This is a genomic window from Geodermatophilus sp. FMUSA9-8, from assembly GCF_037034165.1.
GTDB classification, from domain to species: Bacteria; Actinomycetota; Actinomycetes; order Mycobacteriales; family Geodermatophilaceae; genus Geodermatophilus; species Geodermatophilus nigrescens.
Genome location: NZ_JBAGKE010000003.1, coordinates 389,500 through 405,377 on the forward strand (window position 1 = coordinate 389,500; position 15,878 = coordinate 405,377).

A 15,878-nucleotide genomic window follows, 5' to 3' on the forward strand; every position below is an offset into this window, starting at 1 on the left:
GGGGTGCAGTGGACGAGCTCGCGCGGGTCGCCGCGGCCGCCGTCGACGGCGACCCGCTCGCGGCGGCGACCCTCGTGCGGTCCACCCAGTCCGACGTGTGGCGGTTGTGCGCGGCGCTCGGTGACCGGGACTCCGCCGACGACCTGACGCAGGAGACCTACGCGCGGGCGTTCGCCTCGCTGCACCGCTTCGAGGGCCGCTCGTCGCTGCGCACCTGGCTGCTGTCGATCGCCCGCCGGGTCTGCGCCGACGCCGTCCGCTCGCGCCGCCGTCGCCGGCTGACGCTGGTCCGTGACGACGCCGACCTCGAGGCGCTGGGCCCCGCCGACGGCGCCGACCGGGTGGGCGAGGGCGCCGCCGTCACCGACCTGCTCAGCCGGCTCGACGCCGACCGGCGCGAGGCGTTCGTGCTCACCCAGTTGCTCGGGCTGTCCTACGCCGAGGCCGCCGAGGTGGCCGGCTGCCCGGTCGGCACCATCCGCTCCCGGGTCGCCCGCGCCCGCGGGGACCTGCTGGCGGCCCTCGGGGACGACACGGAGGCCAACGCGCTCTGAACGGCCGGTGAACGGGTATCTAGGCTGCCCGACGGCCGTACGACCGCTCCCGCGTCGGCGACCTCCCCCACCGCCGACCCGGAGCTCCCTCGTGCCCTTCAGCCTGACCCCCAAGGACAACGCCTTCTACGGCCTGTTCACGGCCTCCGCGCAGAACCTGGTCGAGGCGACCACCGTGCTCGGGGAGTTCATCCACGACAACCGGCGCCGGACCGAGCTCGCGGACCGGCTGCGCGAGCTCGAACACGTCGGCGACCAGTCGACCCACGCGGTCTTCCGCCAGCTCAACTCCAGCTTCGTCACGCCGTTCGACCGCGAGGACATCTACAGCCTCGCCAGCCACCTCGACGACGTCATGGACTTCGTCGAGGCCGCCGCCGACCTCGTCGTCCTCACCCGGCTGGGCACCCTGCCGCCGGAGATGAGCCAGCAGACGGCGCTGCTCCAGCGGGCCGCCGAGACCACCGCCGAGGCGATGCCGCGGCTGCGCACCATGCGGGACCTCCCGGACTACTGGATCGAGGTCAACCGCATCGAGAACGAGGCCGACAAGCTCTACCGCCGGCTGCTCTCCCGCCTCTACAGCGGCGAGTTCGAGGCCCTCGAGGTGCTGCGCCTCAAGGAGGTCGCCGACCAGCTCGAGGAGGCCGCCGACGCCTTCGAGAAGGTCGCCAACGTCGTCGAGTCCATCGCCGTCAAGGAGTCCTGACCGCCGATGGACGCGGCCTTCGTCGCCCTGGTCGTCATCGTCGCGGTGGCCCTGGCCTTCGACTACACCAACGGCTTCCACGACGCCGCCAACGCGATCGCCGTCGCCGTCTCCACCAAGGCGCTCACCCCGCGGGTGGCCCTCGCCCTCGCGGCGGTGATGAACCTCGTCGGCGCGCTGCTGTCGACCGAGGTGGCCAAGACCGTGGGCGCCGGGATCATCGAGCCGCCGTCGGGCACCGAGGGACTGGAGATCGTCTTCGCCGCCCTGGTGGGGGCGATCGTGTGGAACCTCGTCACCTGGTACTTCGGGCTGCCGTCGTCGTCGTCGCACGCGCTGATCGGTGGCCTGGTCGGTGCGGCGCTGGCCGCGGTGCACGACGTCCAGTGGCTGGGCGTGCTCGACAAGGTGGTCGTCCCGATGGTCGTGTCGCCGCTGGTCGGCTTCGGCCTGGGCTACCTGTTCATGCTGCTGATCCTGTGGACGTTCCGGCGGGCCAACGTCAGCCGCGCCAACCGCGGCTTCCGCTACGCCCAGATCGTCAGCTCGGCCACGATGGCGCTCGGCCACGGCCTGCAGGACGCGCAGAAGACGATGGGCATCATCACGCTGGCGCTGTTCACCGCCGGGGAGATCGACTCCTTCGAGGTGCCCTTCTGGGTGGTGCTGGCCGCGGCGGGCGCGATCAGCGCCGGCACCTACGCCGGCGGGTTCCGGATCATGCGGACGCTGGGCCGGCGGATCATCCAGCTCACCCCGGCCGGTGGCTTCGCCGCCCAGACCGTCGCCTCGGGCGTCATGGTCACCACGGCGACGGTCTTCGCCGTGCCCGTCTCGACGACGCACATCACGACGACGTCGATCATGGGCGTCGGGTCGACCCGCCGGCTGTCGGCCGTCCGCTGGGGCGTGGCCGGCAACATCGTCGTCGCCTGGGTGGTGACCCTGCCCGCGGCGGGAGCGGTCGCGGCGCTCGCGTACCTGGTCACCGACCTCGTCGTCGGCTGAGCGGAGGAACCCCGGCCCGCGGTCGGCGATAGTCGATCGATCTGGTAGACATAGACCCCGTGGCGGCGACGGCGGTGCTCCTGGTGGGGCGGATCCACGTCGACCTGCTGCGTGTGTGCACCGCCGCCTGTCCGGTCTGACGAGTCCCGGCGCCTCCCCGGCGCACTCCTCCCCGCTCGTCCCTGCCGAGAGCTGCGCCGACGCGCGCCCGGCACCTCCTGACCGGAGCCCTCCCCCGTGAAGACCCTGATCCTGCTCGCCCTCGCCGGCCTGGGCGCCCAGCTCGTCGACGGCAGCCTCGGCATGGCCTACGGCGTCACCTCGACGACGCTGCTGCTGGCCATCGGCACCAACCCGGCCGCCGCGTCGGCCACCATCCACCTCGCCGAGATCGGCACGACGCTCGCGTCGGGCCTGTCCCACTGGAAGTTCGGCAACGTCGACTGGAGGGTCGTCGCCAAGGTCGGCGTCCCCGGCGCGGCCGGCGCGTTCGCCGGCGCCACCGTGCTGTCCAACCTCTCCACCGAGGTCGCGGCCCCGGTGATGTCGCTGATCCTGCTCGGGCTCGGCATCTACCTGCTCGTGCGCTTCACGCTGCGCGGCATCGACCGGCGCAACCTCGGCAAGCCGGTGCGCAAGCGCTTCCTCGGCCCGCTCGGCCTGGTCGCCGGCTTCGTCGACGCCACCGGCGGTGGCGGCTGGGGCCCGGTCGGCACCCCGGCGCTGCTGGCCAGCGGCCGCATGGAGCCGCGCAAGGTCATCGGCTCGATCGACACCTCCGAGTTCCTCGTGGCGCTGGCGGCCAGCCTCGGCTTCCTCCTCGCGCTCGGCTCGCAGGGCATCGACTTCGCCTGGGTCGCGGCGCTGCTGCTCGGCGGCCTGGTGGCCGCCCCGCTCGCCGCGTGGCTGGTCCGCCACGTGCCGCCGCGGCTGCTCGGCTCGCTGGTCGGCGGGATCATCGTGCTGACCAACAGCCGCACCCTGCTGCGCAGCGACTGGATCGACGCCTCCGACCCGGTCCGGTACGCGGTCTACGCGGTCATCTACGCCGTCTGGGCCGCCGCCGTCGCCCACTCCTACCGCCAGTACCGCAAGGACCGGGCGCAGGAGTCGGCCGACGCCCTCGCCGCCGAGGCCGCCCGCCTGGCCGAGGACCTGCACTCCCCGGACGCGGCCGACGCCGCGGACCTCGAGCGCAGCCTGCGCGCCGGCCGCCCCGCCGACCCGCGCGACTAGCCGCTGCTCACCAGGAGGCCCCGTCCGGCACCGCCGGGCGGGGCCTCCTCGCGTCTCAGCGGCCGGCCAGCAGGGTCTCCTCCAGCTCGGCGGGCAGCCCCGGCTCGGGCAGGCCGGACCGCCTCGGCTGCCGCGGCGGGGCGCCCCGGAGCCAGGCCCAGGTGTCGGCGACCGTCTCCCCCACCGGCCGGACCGGCAGCCCCAGTTCCCGCGCCCGGGTGGTGTCGACGTCCCACGCCGTCGCCGCCGTCTCCCGGGGCAGCCAGAACGGCAGGTGCAGCCAGGGCTCCACGCCGGCGGCCAGCAGGTCCTCCTCCGGCACCGGCACGAGCTCGGCGTCGCTGCCGGTGGCCTCGCGGCATGTCTCCAGCAGCCCGCCCAGGGTCGTCATCCCGGCCGGGCCGGTGGCGTTCACCGGGCCCGAGACGCCGTCCTCGGCCATCGCGACCAGCCAGCCGGCGAGGTCGCGGGCGTCGACCAGGGCGATCGGCTGCTCCAGCGCGTCGGGGACGACGACCCGGCCACCCCGGGCGATGCGCTCGAGCCACCAGGGCAGCCGGCGCACGTTGTCGTGGCTGCCGAGGACCAGCCCCGCCCGCGCTGTGAGGAACCGCCCGGGCAGCGCGGCGCCCAGCACCCGCTCGGCGTGGGCCTTGTTCGGCCCGTAGTCGTCGTCGGGGGTGTCCCACACCGGGTCGTCCTCGCCGCGGACCGGGCCCGGCGGCCAGCCGGAGTAGGCGTTGAGGCTGCTGGTGAAGGCGTAGCCGCGCACCCCGGCCAGGGCGGCCGCGGCGTTGTCGGCGGCCGGGCGGGTCTGGCAGGAGGTGTCGACGACGAGCTCGGGCGCCCACCCGTCCAACGCACGCGGCAGGGCCGCGGGGTCGTCGCGGTCGCCGCGCAGCGCGCGGACGCCCTCGGGGGGAGCGCCGCTCACGCCGCGCGTGAAGGTGGCCACCTCGTGGCCGCGGGCGAGCGCCGCGGTCACCACGTGCCGGCCGAGGAAGCGGGTGCCGCCGAGGACGAGGAGTCGCATGCCCCGCAGCCCAGCCGAGCCGCTCCCCCGCCGTCCAGCCGGTTCGCGGACGGCGCAACGTCGGGTGCGCGGAGCGCGCGCCCCTCAGCCGGCGCGGGACACCTGCCCGGCCGGGGACACCTGCCCGGCCCGGGACACCTGGACGGCGGGCACCTGGGGCAGCGGCTGGGAGCGGGCGGCGGCGAGCACCATCTGCGGCGAGCGCGGCAGGCCACGGCGGGTGCACAGCCGCAGCGCCCGCACGCCGGTGATGACGTCGGTCTCCGGCGGGACGACGAGCAGGTCGGCGCGGCGGTTGCCACCGGCCCAGCTCAGGCACACCACGCCCGGGTCCATGCTGCGGAACCCGCCGGTGCGCACCACCCGGCCGTCGACGACGACCTTGCGCGGTGCGGGCTGCCAGCCGTCGAGGGGATGGGTGAAGCGCTCGATGCGCACGCCGCGCCGGTCGAGGGCGGCCACCAGCTCCGGCACCTCGACGGCGAGGTCGCGGCTGCGCGGGTACCACGCGCCGTCGAAGGTGTTCTCGCCCGACCCGGCGTCCGCGCGCAGGCTCACCCGGACGTCGATGCCGCCGCGGAAGCCCTCCGGTCCCCACACCGCCTGGGTCATCTGCTGTCCCCGCCTCCCGCTCGTCCCGCGGCGGGCCCGCGTCCGGACCCACCGCAGCGACCGTAGGTCGGCGCGCCGGGGCGGCCCGGCGAGGCGGCGGCCGGCCTGTCGAGCCCGTACGGCCCGCCGTCACGGGAGGTCACGATCCGGTCACGGGCATCCGGGAGGCCGCCGTCCGGCGAAGATGCGGCAGGGAACCGTCCCGGGGAGGCCGCATGACCCGTGAGTCCGTCTTCGACGGCGTCCTCGAGCCCCTGCCGTGGGGGCGCAACGTCTACCTGGTCATCCGCGTCCCGGCCGCGCTGGAGGAGGCGGCCCGGGCGGAGCGGACCCGGCGGGTCGAGGGCCGCGTCGACGACGTCGAGGTCAACCTGGGGCTGAACCGGGCCGAGCCGGCCGTGCTGGCCGACGCGTTCGTCTACGTCGGCCCGGGGCTGCGCCGCCGGCTGGGGCTCGCCCCCGGGGACGCGGCGGCGTGCCGGCTGCGGCCGGCCGACCCCGACGCCGTCCTGGTCCCCGACGACGTGCGGGCGGCGCTGGCGGACGGCGGCCGCCTGCCCGCGTTCGAGCGGCTGACGCCCGGCCGGCGGAGGCAGCTGCTCACACCGGTGGAGAACGCGGCCCGAGAGGCCACCCGGGCGCAGCGGATCGCCGCCCTGCTGCGGGAGCTGGCGGCCGGGTAGCGCGAGAGCCCCCGCCCGGCGGACCGGACGGGGGCTCTCGGCGGCCTGGCTCAGGCCTTGGGCTTGCGGTTCTTCGCCTTGCCGCGCTCGGTCTGGTCGAGGACGACCTTGCGCACGCGGACGGCGGCCGGGGTGACCTCGACGCACTCGTCCTCGGCACAGAACTCCAGCGCCTGCTCGAGGTTGAGGATCCGCGGCGGCACCAGGCGCTCGAGCTCCTCCGCGGTCGAGGACCGCATGTTGGTGAGCTTCTTCTCCTTGGTGATGTTGACGTCCATGTCGTCGGGCCGGGAGTTCTCGCCGACGATCATGCCCTCGTACACCTCGGTGCCCGGGGCCACCATCATCGAGCCGCGCTCCTGCAGCGAGAACATCGCGTACGACGTCGCCACGCCCTGCCGGTCGGCCACCAGCGAGCCGGTGGGACGGGCGCGCATCTCGCCCATCCACGGCTCGTAGCCCTCGAGGTTGTGGTTGAGGACGCCGGTGCCGCGCGTCTCGGTGAGGAACTCGGTGCGGAAGCCGATCAGGCCGCGCGAGGGGACGACGTACTCCATCCGCGCCCAGCCGGTGTCGTGGTGCACCAGGTTCTCCATGCGGCCCTTGCGGGCGGCCAGCGCCTGGGTCAGCGTGCCGACGTACTCGCCGGGGGTGTCGATGGTGACCCGCTCGACCGGCTCGTGCAGCGAGCCGTCGATGGTCTTGGTGACCACCTGCGGGCGACCGACGGTGAGCTCGAACTCCTCGCGGCGCAGCTGCTCGACGAGGATGGCCAGCGCCAGCTCGCCGCGGCCCTGCATCTCCCAGGTGTCGGGGCGCTCGGTGGGCAGCATGCGCACCGACACGTTGCCGACCAGCTCCTGGTCGAGGCGGTTCTTGATGAGCCGGGCGGTGAGCTTCTTGCCCGAGCGGCCGGAGATCGGCGAGGTGTTGATGCCGATGGTGATCGAGATCGACGGCTCGTCGACGGTCAGCGGCGGCAGCGGGCGCGGGTCGTTGGGGTCGGCGAGGGTGTCGCCGATCATGATGTCCTCGATGCCGGCGATGGCGACGAGGTCACCGGGGCCCGCGCTGTCGGCCGGGGTGCGGGTGAGGCCCTCGGTCACGAGCAGCTCGGTGATCTTGACCCGCTGGATGGTGCCGTCGGTCTTGCACCAGGCCACCTGCTGGCCGTTCTTCATCGTGCCCGAGTGGATGCGCAGCAGCGCCAGCCGGCCGAGGTAGGGCGAGGCGTCGAGGTTGGTGACCTGCGCGCGCAGCGGCTCCTCGGCGTCGTAGGTCGGCGCCGGGATGGTGTCGAGCAGCGTCTTCACCAGCGGGCCCAGATCCGGGCTGTCGGGGCTGGTGCCGTCGGCGGGCCGGGTGAGCGAGGCCTGCCCGGTCTTGCCGTTGCTGTAGACGATCGGGAACTCGAGCGCGTCGGTGTCGAGGCCGTTGTCCTCGAGCAGCTCCATGAAGAGCTCGTAGGTCTCGTCGACGACCTCGGCGATGCGCGCGTCGGAGCGGTCGGTCTTGTTGACCACGAGGATGACCGGCATCTTCTTGCCGAGCGCCTTGCGGAGCACGAAGCGGGTCTGCGGCAGCGGGCCCTCGGAGGAGTCCACGAGCAGCACGACGCCGTCGACCATCGACAGGCCGCGCTCGACCTCGCCGCCGAAGTCGGCGTGGCCGGGGGTGTCGACGATGTTGACCGTCACCGGGTTGCCGTCCTCGTCGGCCAGCCGGATGGCGGTGTTCTTGGCGAGGATGGTGATGCCGCGCTCACGCTCGAGGTCCATCGAGTCCATGACGCGGTCCTGCGTGGAGTCGTTGTCCGTCCCCTCGCCCTTGGCGCGCCCGAGGGCGCCCGCCTGGCGGAGGAGGGCGTCGACCAGGGTGGTCTTGCCGTGGTCGACGTGGGCGATGATCGCCACGTTGCGCAGGTCGTCGCGGGTGGGCATGCGGAAGGGCACCTCAGGGGGAGTCAGGGGGATCCCGCGGCGGCGGCGCACGCGGTACCACGAACAACGGCCGCCGGCCCGGCGACCTTCCCAGCTTAGGCGCTGCGCGCGCCGGCCCTCCCCCGCTACGGGCGGTCGGCCACCGCGTACGTCACCCCGGCGGCGGCGATCGTGACCAGACTCACGGCCTCAGACCGAGGTGAGCCGCTCCTGCAGTCCTCGGTGCATCCGGTCCACTGCCGCCGACCGCAGACGCTGATGCCGGACGGCGACGCCGCCGACGAGCAGGAGGGCGAGGGCGAGGCCCCACCCCCATTCGCCCGGACCGTCCCGGAGAGGTGTCACGACGGCGACCAGCAGCGCCCCGAGGACCGAGATCGCCAGCGCGCCCGTCCCGTTGCTCCGGAGACGCCGCCGCTCGGCCTCCAGCCGTCCCCACCACTCGCGGTCGGATCCCGCGGGGAGGACCCCCGACGCCACGACCCGCGCCACCTCCGCGCGCTCGCGTCCTCTCACGGTGAACCGGTACTGCGCGGCCATCGCCAGGCCGAAGACGGCGGCGAAGGCGGTTCCCGTCACAGCGGCCCGGCCCCAGCTCCAGACCTCGTCGAAGGCGAGCACGTCGAGGCTCTGCATCGCCGTCGCGTAGAAGGTCCCGCCGAGCAGGGTCGGCACGAGCACGTCGGACGGCCATCCCCGGACGGCTCGGGTCGTCATCCCCGCAGTGTGCCGGGCCGCGGCCTCCGCGCGCCGACGGACACCCGGGTCAGCGCACCGATGCGCCGGGGACCTCCCGATCGGCCACGACGAAGGTCACGCCGGCCGCGACCACGGTCACGAGCCCGACGGCCAGCCAGGCCGGCAGGCCCACGCCGAGCGCGAGCACGTGCGCCAGGACGAAGGCCCCGACGTAGAGCGCGCCGAGGCCCAGCGCCACCGCCCAGCCGCGCCGCTGAAGCCACAGCCACCCCGCTGCCAGGCCGCCGGCCAGGAACACCGCGCCGCCGAGCGCCCGGATCCCGGTGCCCTGCGCGACACCGAAGCCGGCCGCCAGTCCCACGGCGACGAGGGCGGCGGAGGACAGCCGGGTGCGGGCGCGGGAGAGCACGGACGTCGTCATGCGCCCAGTGTCCCCGCACCGCCGGTCACGGCGCCGCGCCCTCAACCGCCGCGCGGACGCCGTCGGCGGTGAGCTCCTCGGCGGGCAGCGGCTCGCCGTCGACGAGCACGGTGGGCGTGCCGGTCACCCCGGCGCGGCTGGCGGCGTCGGTGACCTGCTCGGTCCAGTCGGCGAAGCGCAGGTCGCGGATGCCCCGCTCGACCTCCGCCCCGGTGGCCCCGGCCTGCGCGGCCAGCTCGACCAGCCGGTCGTCGTCGAGCCCTGGCCCGCCCTCGGCGGGTTGCTCGGCGAACAGCGCGTCGTGGAAGCGCAGCCAGGCCTCGACGCCGGCCGCGTCGACGACGACGCCGGCGGCGTTGAGCGCGCGGGTGGAGTAGTCGTCGGTGGAGGCACGGTCGAGGAAGGCGATCGTGCGGTAGCGCACGCGGACCGCGCCGTCGGCGGCCAGCTGCTCGAGGGTGTCGCCGGCCGCGGCCTCGAAGCGGGCGCAGTAGGGACACAGGGGGTCCTCGTAGACGTCCACGGTCACCGGGGCGTCGTCCGGGCCGAGGGCGACGGCCGTGCCGCCGTCGGTGGTGCCGGCCGGGACGGCGGCGGCCGGGGACGTCTGCGTGCGCTGGGTCTGCACGACCACCACCACGACGACGGCGACCAGGACGAGCACCGCCGCGACGACCCCGCCGACGACGGTGCGCCGGCGCCGGAGCGCGGCCGCCCGCGCCGCCGCCTCCGCGGCACGCCGTTCCGCGATGCGCCGCCGCGCCGAGGTGCGCCGGGGATCAGACACGGGCGAGCTCCCGGACGCCGGCCGCCGGGCCACCGAGGGCCAGCCGCGACCGCGGCCAGCGGGCGAGGGCGAGCGCCACGAGCAGCAGCGCGACGTCGCGGGCCACCTCGGCCGGGTAGCCGGTCTCCCCCGCGGCCACCTCCCCGCCGCCGCCGAAGCAGCCGCAGTCGATCTGCAGGCCGCGCGCCCACGCCGAGGCCACCGCGGCGGTGAACACCGCCATCAGGACGGAGGCGGCCAGCGCGGCCGTGCGCACGAACACCCCGGCCAGCAGCGCGAGGCCGACGGCGACCTCGACCACCGGCAGCCCGAAGGCCACCGGCCCGACGAGCGCCTCGGGCAGCAGCCGGTAGGCGCGGACGGCGCGCACCGCCTCGGCCGGGTCGGGCAGCTTGAGGGCGCCGGCGACGACGAGCACGCCGCCGAGCAGGAGGCGGGCGGCGGTCGACAGCCACGGCTGGGCTCTGCGGACGCTCTGCACGACTCCCTGGTCGTCCCCGGGACGCTCCTGGTTCCCGGGACGCGCTCCCGGGACGCGCGAGGGCCCCGGACGCGGGGTGCGTCCGGGGCCCCTCGGTCGGGTCCGCCGCGGGTGCGGCGTCCGGGGATCAGGCGGTGCGGAGCACGGCCTCGATCTCGAGCTCGACCTCGATCTTGTCGCCGACGACGACGCCGCCGCCGTCCATCGGCATGTCGATGTCGACGCCGTAGGCCTTGCGGGAGATGGAGGTCTTGGCGCTGAAGCCGGCGCGCGTGCCGCCGTAGGCGTCGGGGCCGAAGCCGTTGACCTCGAGGGCCAGGGTGACGGGCTTGGTGATGCCCTTGATGGTCAGGTCGCCCTGGACGGTCCAGTCCTCACCGTCGGCGACGACGCCGGTGGAGCGGAAGGTCATGACGGTGTGGTTGCCGACGTCGAAGAAGTCCGCGGAGCGGATGTGCGCGTCGCGCTGCTCCTGGCGGGTGTCGATCGAGTCCATGTCGATCGTGGCGTTCACGGTGGACTGCGCCGGGTCCTCGGCGGTGACGATCTCGCCGGAGAACTGGGTGAAGTAGCCGCGGACCTTGCTCACCATCATGTGGCGGACCGAGAAGCCGACGGTGGAGTGGCTGGCGTCGATGTCCCAGGTGCCGGCGACGTAGCCGGGGATCTGGACGGCGGTGGTGCTGGTCATTGCTGGCTCCCAGGTGGTTGAGCGTTGTACTTCCGTGCCGCCGGTAGCGTAGTTGAGCGCTTGACTATTCCGCCAGTACCCTGAGGGCATGACGACGCAGGTGTCCCCTCCCGGCGAGGGAGACGTCGAGCACCCCGCGGGCGGGACGCGCTGGCTCGATGCCGAGGAGCAGCGCGCCTGGCGGGCGTGGCTCTACAGCACGCAGCTGCTCAACGACCGGCTCGAGCGCGAGCTCATGCGCGCCACCGGCATCCCGACCGCCTACTACGAGATCCTCGTGCAGCTGTCGGAGACGCCCAGCCGGCAGATGCGCATGAGCGAGCTGGCCGACCGCTGCCTGTCCTCCCGCAGCCGCCTCTCGCACGCGGTGTCGCGGCTCGAGGAGCGCGGCTGGGTGCGCCGCCAGGAGTGCGCCGAGGACGGCCGCGGCCTGCTCGCCGTCCTCACCGACGAGGGCTTCGCCGCCCTGGAGGCGGCCGCGCCGGTGCACGTCGAGGGCGTGCGCACCCACCTGTTCGACCAGCTCACCCCGGAGCAGGTCGCGGCGATGCGCGACCTCGGCGAGACGCTGCTGCGCCACCTCGACCCCTCGCGCTGAGGGTCCGCCCGCGGCACGACACGGGGTCCTCCCGCGGGTGGACGACGGGACGTCCGGCGCTGCCTAGGGTCGGTCCCGACATGGACGGACCCCTGCTCGAGCACGCCCTCGACCGGCTGCGCGCCCGCCCCTTCGAGGTCGACGTCGCCCTGGCCTGCCTGGTCGGGCTCGTCACCGTCGTCGCGCCGGCCTCCTCCTACTACGCGTCCGAGGGCATCGCCTTCGTCCTCGGCGTCGCGCTGGTGGCCCCGCTCGCCTGGCGGCGGCGGGCCCCGGTGCAGGCCGCGGCGGTCGTCACCGTCGCGGGCCTCGCGGAGCTGGTGCTCGGCACCGACTTCCTCGCGGCCAACGTGTCGGCGCTGCTGATGGTCTACGCCCTGGCCGCGTACGCCGAGCGCTGGGCCTCGCGGGCCGGGCTGGCGCTGGGGTTGTTCGGCGCGGTCCTGGCCTCGCTGCGCTGGTACTCGGCGAACTCCAGCGACGCGCTGCTCGTCACGGCGAGCGCGATCGGCGTCTCCGTCGTCGCGGCGTGGGCGCTGGGCCGCGTGCGCCGCTCCCGGCTGGGTGAGGTCGCCGGCCTGGCCGAGCGGGCGCGCCTGCTGGAGGTCGAGCGCGAGCAGGAGATGCGGCTGGCCGCCACCGCCGAGCGCGCCCGGATCGCCCGGGAGATGCACGACGTCGTCGCGCACTCCCTGTCGGTCGTGATCGCGCAGGCCGACGGCGGCCGCTACGCCGGGCGCACCGACCCGGAGGCCGCCACCGGCGCACTCGAGGCCATCGCCGCCACGGGCCGGCAGGCGCTCACCGACATGCGGGCACTGCTCGGCGTGCTGCGCGAGGGGCCGGGCGAGGAGTACGCGCCGCAGCCCGACGTCGCGGCCGTCCCCGCGCTCGTCGAGGACGTGCGGGCCAGCGGCCTGGACGTCGACCTGCTGGTCGAGGGCGAGCCGCGCCCCATGGCCGCCGGTCCGCAGCTGGCGGCCTACCGGATCGTGCAGGAGTCGCTGACCAACGTGCTCAAGCACGCCGGCCCCAACGGCCGCGCGTGGGTGCGGCTGCACTGGCGGCCGGACTCCCTCGAGCTGTCGGTGCTCGACGACGGGCGGGGCGCGGCGGCCGCCGTGGCCGAGAGCGACGGACGGGGCCAGGGGCTGCGCGGGATGCACGAGCGCGCGCAGCTGCACCGCGGCCGCATGGAGGCCGGCCCGCGCGCCGGCGGCGGGTGGCGCGTGCACGCCGTCCTGCCCCTGGGAGGTGCGCGGTGACGATCCGGGTGGCCCTGGTCGACGACCAGCAGATGGTGCGGGCCGGGTTCCGCATGGTGATCGACTCCCAGCCCGACCTCACCGTCGTCGGCGAGGCCGGCGACGGCGCCGCCGCGGTGGCGATGCTGCGCTCGACGCCGGCCGACGTCGTCCTGATGGACGTGCGCATGCCCGGCACCGACGGCATCGAGGCGACCCGCCAGGTGACCGCGCTGCCCGACCCGCCGCGGGTGGTCGTGCTGACCACCTTCGACCTCGACGAGTACGTGGTCGCGGCGATCGGCGCCGGCGCCAGCGGGTTCCTGCTCAAGGACGCCCCGCCCGAGGAGATGCTCGCCGCGGTGCGCACGGTGCACGCCGGCGACTCGGTCATCGCCGCCAGCTCCACCCGGCGGCTGCTGCAGCACGTGGCGCCGATGCTGCGCGGCTCGGCGGCGGCCCCGGCGGGCGGCGAAGGCGCGGAACTCGGCGAGCTCACCCCCCGCGAGCGCGAGGTGCTCGTGCAGATGGCCCTGGGCGCCACGAACACCGAGATCGCCGGGCGGTTGTTCGTCAGCGAGGCGACGGTGAAGACGCACGTCGGCCGGGTGCTGGCGAAGACCGGCTCGCGCGACCGCGTGCAGGCCGTCGTCCTCGCCTACCGGACCGGCCTGGTCTCCCCCGCCGACCTGCTCCGCGACGCCTGACCCAGCCGCCAGGTTCCTCAGCATCGAGGTTCATCATCTGACTTGACGTCCAGAATGACCTGGTCAACAGCAACGCGCCTGTAGCCCGAGTCGCTGGTCCAAAGCACGTATCGGTCGTCCTTCTCCCCAAGCAGGAGCCACGCCTCTTCATCGTCGAGCCCCCCACCTTCGGTAGCAACCTGCTCAGTCAAGAGGGAGACGCAGGCGTAATCGGCTCGTAGGCCGATGAACGGGAACGACGATGCAACCGCACCCTCCGCCCTAAGCTCACGCGCGACAGAGGTGGCGACGGTCGCAACCGTCGTCAGGCTGACAAGAACAGCAATTAACGCCAGCAATGCAATGTAGCTGACGCCCGAATCGGTGGCCCCAGTCACCCAGCGCGTGAGGCCAAAATATCAAATCATGATATAGAGAGCGACCGCACTCAAGAAGACGGGCGGGATGCCTGCGAGGATGTAGTCGAAAGCTTCATAGGTGACGATTCCGGACGGGAGGTCAAGCTGCTCCTCCAGAAGTCGATACGCCAGAACCCCAAAGGCATATGTAGCCCCACCGACGAGCGACAGGAAGATTGGCAGAGTCCAGTTCAAGGACTGACCAAGGCGACGCGAGCGCCATTCCGTGAGAGCGCCTAGACCTAGAACTATGACCGCAAGCCCGATCGCCACGGTTATAGCCGCCTGAGTCGAGTCCTCGAACAGGGAATTGAAGGACATGTATACGTAGGCAGCGAGGATCGCCGCGAGCAACGTGGCACCAACTCGATCGGCTCGACTCTCAACGGGAGAGGGCGGATACGAGACGGCCACTACCAAGGTTTCCAGAAGAAGCCAACCGAGCACCCCCAAGGCCACCGGCCACTCAACCTGAAGGATCCCAAGAAGGCCGCTGATTAAGCCCGCCGCAATAATGGTTATGAAGCCGAAGACGCGACCTCCCTCCGGAACCCTGGCGACAACCACTTGGTTGAACTCTACGATCGATATGCGTCGTTGCGCGAATCCCGCAGGATCCACTTGTCGCGCCATTGCCTCTGCTTCTGGACGATCCCCAGCTGCTAGGTAGGCCCGCGCTCCGAGTACTCGCTGCACGAGAAAGCGATCGAGCGCCTTGAGGCGACCACTAGCGCTTTCTGCCCTGCGGATAACTCTCTTAGCGATTCCATTCCGCAGGTACCCATACTCCTCAGGGGCACCGATGACAACCCACTGCCCCTTAGAGAAGGAGGCAGGCGGCTCAACGACTGTGGCCACATGCCGAGCCTTGAAGCCTGCTTGCTCTAGCGACTTCAGCACGAACGACGTTTCTTCTCGAGCAGCTGCCGAGCGCGAAAGGGCACTGGTGCGGGTCACCCGGAGCGCCACTGGCGGGGAAGACGGGGACCCCAAAGAACTGACGGTTACCACCAAGGAGGCTGTCGATGCGACCTCGAGCGCCCGTTGCACATCATCTGCGCCCTCAAGCACTACGTGAACTTCCACGGTCCGCACTGCCACTCCCGAAACTGATCAGAATGTTCGCTCGCTCTTTAGAGAGGGATGACTTCACGCAGCGACGCTGCGCGGGAAGACGTCAACCTGTCGCTTCAAGCGGGTCATACCGTGGCAGGACTAGATATCCACCTTGGCTACGACGCGCCGTGGAGACGGAACAGCAATGGTGCTCTTGTCCCGAGAAGCGATCCGCGGAGGTCCGCAGTGTCCGTCCCCGTCATGACCGTCCCCGGCGAGCCGCCGGCGCCGGTGTCGTCCGCCGCCGTCCGCGCCACCGGCCTGACCAAGGTCTACGGCTCCGGTGAGACGGCGGTGCACGCGCTGGCCGGCGTCGACGTCACCTTCGAGCGCGGCGGCTTCACCGCGATCATGGGCCCGTCCGGTTCCGGCAAGTCGACGCTGATGCACTGCCTCGCGGGTCTCGACGCCGCCACCTCCGGGCAGGTGTGGCTGGGCGGCACCGAGCTCACCCGGCTGCGCGACGACCAGCTGACCCGCCTGCGCCGCGAGCGCATCGGCTTCGTCTTCCAGGCGTTCAACCTGCTCCCGGTGCTCGACGCTCGCGAGAACATCGTGCTGCCTATGCAGCTGGCCGGCCGCCGTCCCGACCCGGCCTGGTTCGACGCCGTCGTCGCCCGGCTCGGCCTGCGCGAGCGGCTGCGGCACCGCCCCTCGGAGCTCTCCGGCGGCCAGCAGCAGCGGGTGGCCATCGCCCGGGCGCTGCTCCCCCGCCCCGACGTCGTCTTCGCCGACGAGCCCACCGGCAACCTCGACTCCCGCGCCGGCGCCGAGGTGCTCGACCTGCTGCGCAGCAGCGTCCGCGAGACCGGCCAGACCGTCGTCATGGTCACCCACGACCCCACCGCGGCCTCCTACGCCGACCGCGTGGTGCTGCTCGCCGACGGCCGCCCGGCCGGCGAGATCGACCGGCCCACCGCCGCGTCCGTGCTCGAGGCGCTCCGCGGGCTCGGGGGCTGAC

19 protein-coding genes are annotated in these 15,878 nt (G+C 73.4%); 9 read left to right on the plus strand and 10 right to left on the minus strand.

What is annotated here, in order from left to right; translation table 11 throughout:
* Positions 1-8 precede the first annotated feature (8 nt).
* The 4 genes from WA616_RS09110 to WA616_RS09125 all read left to right on the plus strand — a co-directional run bounded on the left by WA616_RS09110 (position 9) and on the right by WA616_RS09125 (position 3,507).
* Positions 9-554 carry a sigma-70 family RNA polymerase sigma factor gene (locus WA616_RS09110; RefSeq protein ID WP_336029068.1) on the plus strand — a complete coding sequence of 182 codons (546 nt, stop codon included), beginning with the start codon at positions 9-11 and terminating at the stop codon, positions 552-554.
* A gap of 91 nt (positions 555-645) precedes the next feature.
* A complete protein-coding gene (locus tag WA616_RS09115; protein WP_073418937.1) occupies positions 646-1,263 on the plus strand; it encodes a DUF47 domain-containing protein in 618 nt (205 codons plus the stop codon).
* A gap of 6 nt (positions 1,264-1,269) precedes the next feature.
* Positions 1,270-2,271, plus strand: a complete 1,002-nt coding sequence (locus WA616_RS09120; protein ID WP_073418935.1) for an inorganic phosphate transporter — start codon at positions 1,270-1,272, stop codon at positions 2,269-2,271.
* Positions 2,272-2,508: 237 nt separating this feature from the next.
* A complete protein-coding gene (locus WA616_RS09125; protein WP_336029070.1) occupies positions 2,509-3,507 on the plus strand; it encodes a sulfite exporter TauE/SafE family protein in 999 nt (332 codons plus the stop codon).
* Positions 3,508-3,562: 55 nt separating this feature from the next.
* On the opposite strand, the gene WA616_RS09130 is transcribed toward WA616_RS09125, so the two are convergent.
* Positions 3,563-4,540 (minus strand): NAD-dependent epimerase/dehydratase family protein, encoded by a 978-nt coding sequence (locus WA616_RS09130; protein ID WP_336029071.1) that lies wholly within the window; start codon positions 4,538-4,540, stop codon positions 3,563-3,565.
* An 84-nt stretch (positions 4,541-4,624) separates the two neighbouring features.
* Positions 4,625-5,152, minus strand: a complete 528-nt coding sequence (locus WA616_RS09135; RefSeq protein WP_336029072.1) for a DUF5994 family protein — start codon at positions 5,150-5,152, stop codon at positions 4,625-4,627.
* A 215-nt stretch (positions 5,153-5,367) separates the two neighbouring features.
* On the opposite strand from WA616_RS09135, the gene WA616_RS09140 reads away from it, so the two are divergent.
* A complete protein-coding gene (locus WA616_RS09140; RefSeq protein ID WP_073418930.1) occupies positions 5,368-5,835 on the plus strand; it encodes a YdeI/OmpD-associated family protein in 468 nt (155 codons plus the stop codon).
* Positions 5,836-5,885: 50 nt separating this feature from the next.
* Here WA616_RS09140 and typA read toward each other — a convergent pair whose 3' ends face one another.
* From typA to WA616_RS09170, 6 genes are all read right to left on the minus strand, one after another.
* Complete coding sequence (typA, locus tag WA616_RS09145) at positions 5,886-7,775, minus strand: translational GTPase TypA (protein ID WP_073418928.1); 1,890 nt, start codon at positions 7,773-7,775, stop codon at positions 5,886-5,888.
* A 189-nt stretch (positions 7,776-7,964) separates the two neighbouring features.
* Positions 7,965-8,492 (minus strand): hypothetical protein, encoded by a 528-nt coding sequence (locus WA616_RS09150; protein ID WP_336029076.1) that lies wholly within the window; start codon positions 8,490-8,492, stop codon positions 7,965-7,967.
* A 49-nt stretch (positions 8,493-8,541) separates the two neighbouring features.
* Positions 8,542-8,895: a hypothetical protein gene (locus WA616_RS09155; RefSeq protein WP_336029079.1), complete on the minus strand. Its 354-nt coding sequence runs from the start codon at positions 8,893-8,895 to the stop codon at positions 8,542-8,544.
* 25 nt (positions 8,896-8,920) lie between these two features.
* Positions 8,921-9,682 (minus strand): DsbA family protein, encoded by a 762-nt coding sequence (locus WA616_RS09160; RefSeq protein WP_336029080.1) that lies wholly within the window; start codon positions 9,680-9,682, stop codon positions 8,921-8,923.
* On the minus strand, positions 9,675-10,163 hold the full coding sequence (locus WA616_RS09165) for a MauE/DoxX family redox-associated membrane protein (protein WP_336029082.1): 489 nt from the start codon (positions 10,161-10,163) through the stop codon (positions 9,675-9,677). Before WA616_RS09165 ends, WA616_RS09160 begins: the two co-directional genes overlap by 8 nt.
* Positions 10,164-10,290: 127 nt before the next feature.
* Positions 10,291-10,854, minus strand: coding sequence for a YceI family protein (locus WA616_RS09170; protein ID WP_073418922.1), 564 nt, complete (start codon positions 10,852-10,854; stop codon positions 10,291-10,293).
* A gap of 88 nt (positions 10,855-10,942) precedes the next feature.
* Between WA616_RS09170 and WA616_RS09175 the strand changes: the two genes are divergently transcribed.
* The 3 genes from WA616_RS09175 (at position 10,943) to WA616_RS09185 (ending at position 13,403) form a co-directional block, all read left to right on the plus strand.
* Positions 10,943-11,452, plus strand: a complete 510-nt coding sequence (locus WA616_RS09175; RefSeq protein ID WP_336029086.1) for a MarR family winged helix-turn-helix transcriptional regulator — start codon at positions 10,943-10,945, stop codon at positions 11,450-11,452.
* An 80-nt stretch (positions 11,453-11,532) separates the two neighbouring features.
* A complete protein-coding gene (locus WA616_RS09180; protein ID WP_336029088.1) occupies positions 11,533-12,717 on the plus strand; it encodes a sensor histidine kinase in 1,185 nt (394 codons plus the stop codon).
* Positions 12,714-13,403 carry a response regulator transcription factor gene (locus tag WA616_RS09185; RefSeq protein WP_336029089.1) on the plus strand — a complete coding sequence of 230 codons (690 nt, stop codon included), beginning with the start codon at positions 12,714-12,716 and terminating at the stop codon, positions 13,401-13,403. The genes WA616_RS09180 and WA616_RS09185 overlap by 4 nt, the downstream gene beginning before the upstream one ends.
* Before the next feature lie 17 nt (positions 13,404-13,420).
* Here WA616_RS09185 and WA616_RS09190 read toward each other — a convergent pair whose 3' ends face one another.
* Entirely contained in the window at positions 13,421-13,780 is a 360-nt protein-coding gene (locus WA616_RS09190) for a hypothetical protein (RefSeq protein WP_336029091.1), read from the minus strand.
* A gap of 21 nt (positions 13,781-13,801) precedes the next feature.
* Positions 13,802-14,701 (minus strand): hypothetical protein, encoded by a 900-nt coding sequence (locus tag WA616_RS09195; protein WP_336029094.1) that lies wholly within the window; start codon positions 14,699-14,701, stop codon positions 13,802-13,804.
* Between the two features lie 402 nt (positions 14,702-15,103).
* Between WA616_RS09195 and WA616_RS09200 the strand changes: the two genes are divergently transcribed.
* Positions 15,104-15,877, plus strand: coding sequence for an ABC transporter ATP-binding protein (locus tag WA616_RS09200; RefSeq protein WP_245794283.1), 774 nt, complete (start codon positions 15,104-15,106; stop codon positions 15,875-15,877).
* The last annotated feature ends 1 nt before the right edge of the window (position 15,878 follow it).

Excerpts from the sequence above, each read along its gene's own strand:
- WA616_RS09120 (WP_073418935.1), top strand. The coding sequence starts at position 1,270 with ATGGACGCGGCCTTCGTCGCCCTGGTCGTCATCGTCGCGGTGGCCCTG.
- WA616_RS09130 (WP_336029071.1), bottom strand. The coding sequence starts at position 4,540 with ATGCGACTCCTCGTCCTCGGCGGCACCCGCTTCCTCGGCCGGCACGTG.
- WA616_RS09135 (WP_336029072.1), bottom strand. The coding sequence starts at position 5,152 with ATGACCCAGGCGGTGTGGGGACCGGAGGGCTTCCGCGGCGGCATCGAC.
- WA616_RS09140 (WP_073418930.1), top strand. The coding sequence starts at position 5,368 with ATGACCCGTGAGTCCGTCTTCGACGGCGTCCTCGAGCCCCTGCCGTGG.
- typA (WP_073418928.1), bottom strand. The coding sequence starts at position 7,775 with ATGCCCACCCGCGACGACCTGCGCAACGTGGCGATCATCGCCCACGTC.
- WA616_RS09150 (WP_336029076.1), bottom strand. The coding sequence starts at position 8,492 with ATGACGACCCGAGCCGTCCGGGGATGGCCGTCCGACGTGCTCGTGCCG.
- WA616_RS09155 (WP_336029079.1), bottom strand. The coding sequence starts at position 8,895 with ATGACGACGTCCGTGCTCTCCCGCGCCCGCACCCGGCTGTCCTCCGCC.
- WA616_RS09170 (WP_073418922.1), bottom strand. The coding sequence starts at position 10,854 with ATGACCAGCACCACCGCCGTCCAGATCCCCGGCTACGTCGCCGGCACC.
- WA616_RS09175 (WP_336029086.1), top strand. The coding sequence starts at position 10,943 with ATGACGACGCAGGTGTCCCCTCCCGGCGAGGGAGACGTCGAGCACCCC.
- WA616_RS09180 (WP_336029088.1), top strand. The coding sequence starts at position 11,533 with ATGGACGGACCCCTGCTCGAGCACGCCCTCGACCGGCTGCGCGCCCGC.